Annotated in this window: 10 protein-coding genes; 8 read left to right on the top strand and 2 right to left on the bottom strand. The window is 65.5% G+C overall.

All coding sequences use genetic code 11. From position 1 onward, the window contains the following. A partial coding sequence (locus tag AC1D12_RS19220; protein ID WP_477842268.1) for a uracil-DNA glycosylase family protein occupies positions 1-461 on the top strand: 461 nt, incomplete at its 5' end. An 18-nt stretch (positions 462-479) separates the two neighbouring features. Here the strand turns inward: AC1D12_RS19220 and AC1D12_RS19225 are convergent. After that, positions 480-1,529, bottom strand: a complete 1,050-nt coding sequence (locus tag AC1D12_RS19225; RefSeq protein ID WP_477842270.1) for a hypothetical protein — start codon at positions 1,527-1,529, stop codon at positions 480-482. Here AC1D12_RS19225 and AC1D12_RS19230 point away from each other — a divergent pair. The 7 genes from AC1D12_RS19230 (at position 1,519) to AC1D12_RS19260 (ending at position 6,924) form a co-directional block, all read left to right on the top strand. Then, positions 1,519-1,920 (top strand): GFA family protein, encoded by a 402-nt coding sequence (locus AC1D12_RS19230; protein WP_477842272.1) that lies wholly within the window; start codon positions 1,519-1,521, stop codon positions 1,918-1,920. The genes AC1D12_RS19225 and AC1D12_RS19230 overlap by 11 nt on opposite strands. Before the next feature lie 49 nt (positions 1,921-1,969). Beyond that, entirely contained in the window at positions 1,970-2,452 is a 483-nt protein-coding gene (locus AC1D12_RS19235) for a DMP19 family protein (protein ID WP_477842274.1), read from the top strand. After that, positions 2,449-3,135 carry a hypothetical protein gene (locus AC1D12_RS19240; RefSeq protein ID WP_477842276.1) on the top strand — a complete coding sequence of 229 codons (687 nt, stop codon included), beginning with the start codon at positions 2,449-2,451 and terminating at the stop codon, positions 3,133-3,135. The genes AC1D12_RS19235 and AC1D12_RS19240 overlap by 4 nt, the downstream gene beginning before the upstream one ends. A 112-nt stretch (positions 3,136-3,247) precedes the next feature. Next, on the top strand, positions 3,248-4,096 hold the full coding sequence (locus AC1D12_RS19245) for a poly(ADP-ribose) polymerase family protein (protein WP_477842278.1): 849 nt from the start codon (positions 3,248-3,250) through the stop codon (positions 4,094-4,096). Between the two features lie 155 nt (positions 4,097-4,251). After that, positions 4,252-5,883, top strand: coding sequence for a hypothetical protein (locus AC1D12_RS19250; protein WP_477842280.1), 1,632 nt, complete (start codon positions 4,252-4,254; stop codon positions 5,881-5,883). 206 nt (positions 5,884-6,089) lie between these two features. After that, positions 6,090-6,437: a hypothetical protein gene (locus tag AC1D12_RS19255; protein WP_477842282.1), complete on the top strand. Its 348-nt coding sequence runs from the start codon at positions 6,090-6,092 to the stop codon at positions 6,435-6,437. Beyond that, positions 6,418-6,924 (top strand): GNAT family N-acetyltransferase, encoded by a 507-nt coding sequence (locus AC1D12_RS19260; protein WP_477842284.1) that lies wholly within the window; start codon positions 6,418-6,420, stop codon positions 6,922-6,924. The genes AC1D12_RS19255 and AC1D12_RS19260 overlap by 20 nt, the downstream gene beginning before the upstream one ends. On the opposite strand, the gene AC1D12_RS19265 is transcribed toward AC1D12_RS19260, so the two are convergent. Beyond that, positions 6,905-7,309: hypothetical protein (locus AC1D12_RS19265; RefSeq protein ID WP_477842286.1), on the bottom strand; the 405-nt coding region annotated here is incomplete at its 5' end. The genes AC1D12_RS19260 and AC1D12_RS19265 overlap by 20 nt on opposite strands.

Here is a 7,309-nt window from a genome sequence, read left to right on the forward strand (position 1 = left end):
AGTCCGGGCAGCGTCTGCGCAATGGCTTGCTGGAGTTCTACACGCCGTCAGTCCAGCCCAGCGAGCAAAGCAGGCTGGAGATCGGCGAGCGCTTCTTCTGGATGAGCACGGTGCCGTTCAAGCCCAAGGGCAACAAGCCCTGGAGCCAGGCGGTGCGGGTCGCGTGCCAGCCCTTGCTGCTGCAGTTCATGCACGACCAGTGGGGCGGCCGCGATGTCGTGACGTTCGGAAACGAGGCGTTCTTCTGGTTCGGGATCGGCCAGCCCAGCGAGACCCTGCAGAAGGTTCACGCCTTCTGGGACCAGGGCGACACCAAGTACGAGCGGAGCATCGAAGTGCCGCTGCCCGGCCTGGCGCGCACCGTGCGCCTGCACCCGATGCCCCACCCATCTCCGGCCAATGCGAAATGGCGCGCGCGATTCCCACAGCTGTTCAAGCAGCGGCTGTTGATGTTGAGGTAGTACAGGCGCGTCAGCCGTTCACCGGCCTGAAAAGCTGTGAGTCAACATGCTCGATACCTCGGCGACGACGTCCTGGCACGGAGGTGAAACCCAGCTCATCAGCAGTTCACTGCGAGCCAGAACCTGCTTCGTGTCCATCGATTCCAAGGTGACTTGGAATCTGCGCACCTGGTCCTCCTTGACGGCGGGTGCCTCTTGTCGCACCCGAATGCGGTACTCGGACATCGGCTTGTCGATCGATGCGACCTGGGCCCGCCCGGCGTCGAGCGTGGTGCGATGGAATTCGGGAAGGCATTGGCCCGGGCGTTGGGGGTCAGGTCCTGCCTCGCAGGGGCGAAATCCGCTGGAGTGATGCAATGCCCACTCCACGGCCTCCACCTTCAGACCCTGGCAAGCAGGAGAACTCCTCAGCAGGCAGCCGACAAACCGATAGGTGATCTCGGGGCCGAACAGGTCGACCTCATCAATGAAGATCATCTTCGGCGAGCCCGTGTTGGCCACCTGGACGATCTGAGGTTGGGGTGCATGGGCTTTGCACGCGGCTTGAAACGAATCAATGGCAGCGCTTGTCGCCAGCTCGCGTTCCTTGTCCTTGGCTTTCTCGATCAGCGGATCGACATGGATTCCCCAAAGAATGAGCAGTGGCACGCTGAGGCGAACGGCCCAGGCAGCGAACCAAACGCCGCCAAAGCGGCGTCGCTTCCCGAAAAATGAGGCAATGCAAGCGATCAGCCAAACCAGGACGATCGCGACGGATCGAAGGAGGTCGGCCGCGATGCCCTCGCCCCCCATCGCCAGAGCCATGCCCGGCAGGAGCAGCAGGGCAGCCGAAAAGGTTCGACCGAAGGTAGGTGCCGCCAAGAATTTCATCGGCACCTGCGATCGCTGTCGCAGCACTCCATGGCCGAGCGAAACCACATTCCCGTCATGAAAATCCCCCTCCTCGTTGTGCCGCGATCTTCTCATGTGGTGTGCGCCGGTCTCGGCGCTGTTCAGGCAGCGGCTCCCGGCCTTGTCACCGCAGGCTCCCGGCACCCGGATTGCCCCGAGCCGAGTCATGAAGATCACCGGCTCCTGTCACTGTGGCGCCATCCGGTACAGCGCGGAAATCGATCCGGCCCGCGTCACCATCTGCCATTGCACCGACTGTCAAAAGCTGACGGGCACCGCCTACCGGGTCTCTGTCGGCACGCGGCGCGAAAACTTCGTGCTCGAGCACGGCACGCCGAAGGTCTACATCAAGACGGCCGACAGCGGCGCCGAGCGCGCCCAGTCGTTCTGCCCCGAATGCGGCTCCCCGCTGTTCACCTACGACCTCGCGACCCCCGACACCTACGGGCTGAGAGTCGGCTGCATCGATCAACGCCGGCAGCTCGTGCCGAGCAAGCAGATCTGGTGCCGCTCGGCACTGCCGTGGGCCATGGACATCGCAGCGCTCCCCCGGCGAGAGGGGGAATGACCACGCGCGAGCAACTACTATCGCGCTCTCATCTCTCGCGCCTCACGCCGTGGGCAAAAACAAGCAACCCAAGACCTACTGGGATCTCCTGGAGTCACATCTCGACGCCGTCGATCTCTACGGCACTCCCGAGGCCTTCCTCACCCAGTTCAACCGCYTGCCGCTCGGCGTCGGTCAACTGCTGGCCGCGCACTATGCCCAGTCCGAAATCAACAACGGCGGCCTGCACCAACTCTTCGCCAACTCCACCGGCGTTCTCGCGCCTGAATCCGCCGCCGCGTTCCAAGCGATGGGCCTGGTCGAGTGGGCGGGCGTTCTGCGTGAAGCCATGGCTTTCTTCGGCGAGACGTATCCGCGCGAACGCGAAGCTCGCCGACAGCGCCTTCCCGCGTCCCAGCCGGGGCAGAAGCGGCGCGACTGGGATCCGTTCTACGCGCTCGACGAGCGCTTCTACGCCGTGTTCCGCACCCATGACACCGGGTGGGATGAGGTCGCCGATGCCTACGCCACCCAGGCGTGGAGGTCGCCGTGACGCTGGTTCTGCTTTCCCTTTCGCTAGCGGCGATCGATGCCGAGGCTCCTGGTCACACCACGCCGAGCCCGGCGGATTTCAGCGCTCCCATGCCATCCGCGTCCGACATTCACGATGTTCCATCGGCATTCCGCTGGATCATCGCGAACCACTACGCCACGCAGCCTGCCAACCCTCCGCGCTCCGTTCGAATCGTCGCTGACAAGGGAACCTGCAGCGAGAGCGAGTGCGCGCCCCATGAAAACGTCGTGACGGTTCACGAGTCGAAGGTCACCTTCTGGTACCGCCCGTACTCCGAGCCCGGAGCGCCTCGCTTTGCGGGCTACCCGCTCCGCGGCTTGTTCGACTTCATGCGGGCCGTGATCTGGGAGCGGCTGATCGACGAACGCAAGATCGATCGCTTTCTGCTGGAGCCCGACCTGGTCGGCGAAGAGAAGGCGGCCGTCGACTACTACCAGGCGCTCAGGGAAGAAGCGGCGCGCTTGGCCGATGCAGACATCCAGCAGATCAAGGTGCTCGACACGCTGGCAACACGTTGGTACGCGCTGCAGTTCGAGCGCATCTGCCTCTCGGACGGCGTCCTGGACCTGGGCCGCCGGCTCTTCTTCGCCGAGTCGGGCGAGAGCGAGCCTGCGTACAGGGCGCGAGTCTCCTCGGAGTGCAAGCCAAACGCGGCCCGCTGACAGCCATCTCGCGTCGCTTCGTCAGGCCGTCCGCAGCTTCGGTAGGCCACCCCGCCGCCCACTGCGGGCACCCAAGAATCGATCGACCTCATCGCAGCAGGAGAACGCGACCATGCTGGATCGCCTCAATCGATCGCCCTCGCCCACCATCGGCTCACCCCGCTCCACCGGTCCGTCGGACAACGCGGCCCCCACGCAGCGCCCGCGCGGCCCGAGCGGCCGCTCGCAGAGCCTGGGCCAGCTGGAAACCCTCACCAACCGCCCGCCACCGGGCACCGCCCTGCGGCTCGGCGACATGGCGCCCCGCTCGCCGCTGCCCAATGCGTCGGCGCGTGCGCGACCCGAGCTCAACGAGCCCTGGCTGAACGGCACGCGCGACGGGCTGCTCAGCGCGCACCCGGATGCGGCAGCCGTCACGACGGCGCATCAGTCACTCACGCAGGCCGGCTACGAGTTCGTCGGCTACCACGGCACCCACCATGCGGCGGGCCAGTCCATCATCGGCACCGGCCTGGATCCGTCGCGCATCGGATCGAACAGCGGCACCGCCAAGGGCAGCGGCTTCTACGCGGCGCACCGGCGCGGCTATGCCGACGAGTGGGCCGAGGCGTCGACGCAGACGGGCGAAGTCCATCCGAGAACCTTCGAGCCGGAGCGGAACACGGGCGACGCAGGCATCGAGCGCGTGACGCGCGTCTACGCGCAAGGCATGTCGGCGATGCGCCCGGGCCGCGATGTCGCCTGGGGCCTGCACCCATCGGCGGGTGACCCGCATGACGACAAGAAGCTCACCACGGGCCAGCCGTTGAACGTGCAAGCCGACGTCGGCGACCTCGAGGCCGTGTTCTCGCCGCAGGTCTACGGCAAGCTGGCCGCGATCCCGTCGCTCGGTGCAGACGGTGACGCCGCGGCCCAGCTGAACCAGGGCCGCGCCAAGTGGCCGCCGCACGAGGCGCCGTGATGGCGCAGAACTGACCGGCGAGCCCCGCGCCGGCCAGCCACCCTCAGACATTCGGAAGCGCGATCTCAGCACACGTCTGATGGCGCGAACGCCTGCACTCTCCTATCGTGACGAGGCGCCGGGCCTGCGCACCCGTCCCGAAGGAGCAAGCGTCCATGAGTGCCGCCACGAAACGTCGAGCCGGCCCCGACGGTGAGCCGCAACGCGAGCCTGCGGCATCAGCGGGGTTGCACGAGGGGCCTCGCCCCGGCCGCGCGCAGGCGCTGCGCCTTGGCGCCCTGCAGGCCGCCATCGACCGCTCGCCGCGCATGCGAGCCCAGCGTCGCGCCATTGACGCGGCCTTCGGCCCCACGCGCGCGCGCCCCTCTGCGGCAAGTCCTGTCGTACAGCGGCGCATGGGCATGGAGCTGGAGACGGGCGTGCCGGCGCGCAACAACATGGACCAGACGCTCTTCTACAAGACGCTGATCTACCGTGCGCCGGGTGCGATCTGGCAGGTTCATGCCGACGGCAGCAACCTGGAGTTCGTCACGGACCCGGTCTCAGACCGGGGCGCGCTGCTTGGCGCCATTGGCGAAATGACGGCCTTCATCCGGGCGGCGAAAGACTTGATGGCGACAAGCCAGAGCCCTGACGACCGGATCGCCATCAAGGAGAAAGTCAAGGGCAGCAAGGAGTCTCTCGTCGAATGGGTGAACTACGTGCGCGTGGGCGATGTCGCCGATCGGGTGGGCGTCAACATCAAGGGCACCGACATGGCGAAGATCAAGATCGGGAACTACAACAGCTCGTTCGCGGCGCGTCCCCAGGTCACCTTCGGCATCCCGATGGAGCGGATGTACGAACTCCTCGTCGCGGCGTCTACTCCGAAGCCGGCAGTCAAGTACCGCAACTCGCTCCGGCCGGGCGGATCGCTGAGCAAAACCTACCCGCAGGAGTCACTGCCGATCGTGTCGCAGGGCAAGGGCCCGGATCACATCGACTGGGCTGGCGCCGGGACGCGCCTTGCCCAGAGTCTGCTTGCACAGGGTGTGAGGGGGGTTGACAACGCAAGGGTGGTCGGCCTGACAAGCTTGGTCTTGCGCACCATCAACGATCTGCTCCTCACCTACCAATCGAGGGCGGAGCCCGAATACGTCAAATCCGAATTCACCTTGCTGCACCGGTCCGACTTCCACGCGATGTACATCGCCCTGGGTGATGCGCGGAAATGGTTCACGGTGGACGGCGTCATTGCCGCGAGCAGCTCCGCTCCCGCCGATTTCGACTACCCGGTCTTCAAGCACGGGCTGCCCAATTACGTCGGCGATGTGCTGAAGCCGACGAACCGGGTGCCGACGATCCGGCAATGGCTGCAGTCCATCATCACGCCGCGCGAGTGGCCGGCACCTTCGCAACATGGCGGCGTGAGCAAGGCCGACGTGGCCCGCGCCGACCAGAAGCTGGGCGTTGTTCTCTCGAACAAGGACCTGCTGTCGAAAGGCTTCCTGCGGCACAACAGCTATTCCATGGGCGAGCTCGATGYCGACACTGCCGACCCGCGCATGGTCGCGCCGTTGCATCTGCTCGAAATGCGCAATCTGGTCGGCGGCGGCAAGGCCAGCCAGGTCTCCGTCGACAAGTGGCCTGACCTGGCTGGCGAACTGTTCGACTTCTACGATGCCTGGGTCATCGCACCCCAGAGGCGCCAGGAGAAGCGCGGGGCCGACGAGCGCGCGCGCGCCCGTGACGAGGCCTACAACGCCTACATGGCCCAGCGCAACAATTCGGATGAGCCGGAATTCTGAACAGGCTGTGGGCGCCCAGCGGGCTGATGACCGACAGTTGCGGCGCATCGGCACGATGGAGTCGCAAAGTCAGCTTTTGACCGATGGAGCCGTCGCCGCGAGGCTGACAAGATCTTCTGACGAGCTTTGGACGAAAGAGCCGAGCACTCGGCTCTTCTGAGCCTGCCCAGGGCGCATTCATTCAGCGAATCGACACAAGTCCACGAATGACCACCCAGCGAAAGATCATCAATGATCTCTTTGGTCGTTCTGCGGACAGCGGCAACGGGGGCGTCGCCCAAAGGGGGTTGCTTACTTTCGATGACTTGCACAAGTCGGCCGGGAGCAACAATTTCATCTGGGACGATCTGAAGACAAGAATGAGAGAAGGAACGGTGCCTGCAAAGAAAGGGAGAGCCGGTGGCTATGGAGCGAAGCTGGAATCCAGCGATGATGAAGTGGCCGCCGCACGAGGCGCCGTGACGGTAGCATCGGCCGATGCTTACCACCGCGAGACTCATGCTCAGACGTCCCACCCCAGGGGACCTGCCCAGGTTGTTCGAGATCTATGGTGATCCCGCAACCAACGTGTTCAACCCGTTCGGCCCCTACCCCAACATCGAGAAGGCAGCGACCGTCCTTGCCGGCTGGATCGATCACTGGGATCGACTGGGCTTTGGCCAGTGCGCCGTGGAGACGCTGTCGCAGCCCGGGTTGGTCATCGGCTTTGGCGGGGCGGCATACCGCAACTATGTCGATACCGAGAGGTTGAATCTCGGCTACCGCTTGCACACGGCCGCCTGGGGCCAGGGGTATGCGACGGAATTGGGCGAGCGCGTGCTCCGGCACGCCCTGTTCGATCTGGGCAAGCCCGAGGTCTTTGCCATCGTCCGGCCCATCAACACCCCGTCGATCCGCGTCCTGGAGAAGATCGGAATGCGGCGGACGGGAAGTCTTGACGATGTTCCCGGCCAGGAGCCCAGCCACCTGTACAGAGCCGAGGCCATCCACGCCGATGCGCTATCGCCCACCCGCATGCGGGTCAGCGCGTCGTCGCCTTGAGCAGGCGCGGCGACGCGGACTGGATCCCCGACAGTGCGCTCGGAATCGGGTACACCACGAGCCGCTGGTTGCCGACCCAGAACAGCGTGTCGCCCAGCGGGCTGATCACGAAGGCGCCTCGCACGTCGCAGCCGTAGGCCGGCTGCGCTCCGCAGTCCAGCGCCTGCGTCGTCACGGCGATCTGGCTCAGCTTCGCCAGCGCCGAGGTGCCCGGCTGCACCTGGGTGGTGTCGTACACGTCGATGTGGTCGACGACCAGGCTGTTGTTGTTGGCCGTGACCAGCCGGTACAGCCGCGTTCCGTCGGGGGAGATGACGGCATTGGTGCCGATGGCCGAGCTGATGACTGCCGTGCCGATCAGGCTGAAGTTGACGCCGTCGTAGAG

It is taken from the genome of Rhizobacter sp. P1_G5 (assembly GCF_056405435.1).

Coding starts and splice junctions, on each gene's coding strand:
- AC1D12_RS19230 (WP_477842272.1), top strand. CDS start 1,519: ATGAAGATCACCGGCTCCTGTCACTGTGGCGCCATCCGGTACAGCGCG.
- AC1D12_RS19245 (WP_477842278.1), top strand. CDS start 3,248: ATGCTGGATCGCCTCAATCGATCGCCCTCGCCCACCATCGGCTCACCC.
- AC1D12_RS19255 (WP_477842282.1), top strand. CDS start 6,090: ATGACCACCCAGCGAAAGATCATCAATGATCTCTTTGGTCGTTCTGCG.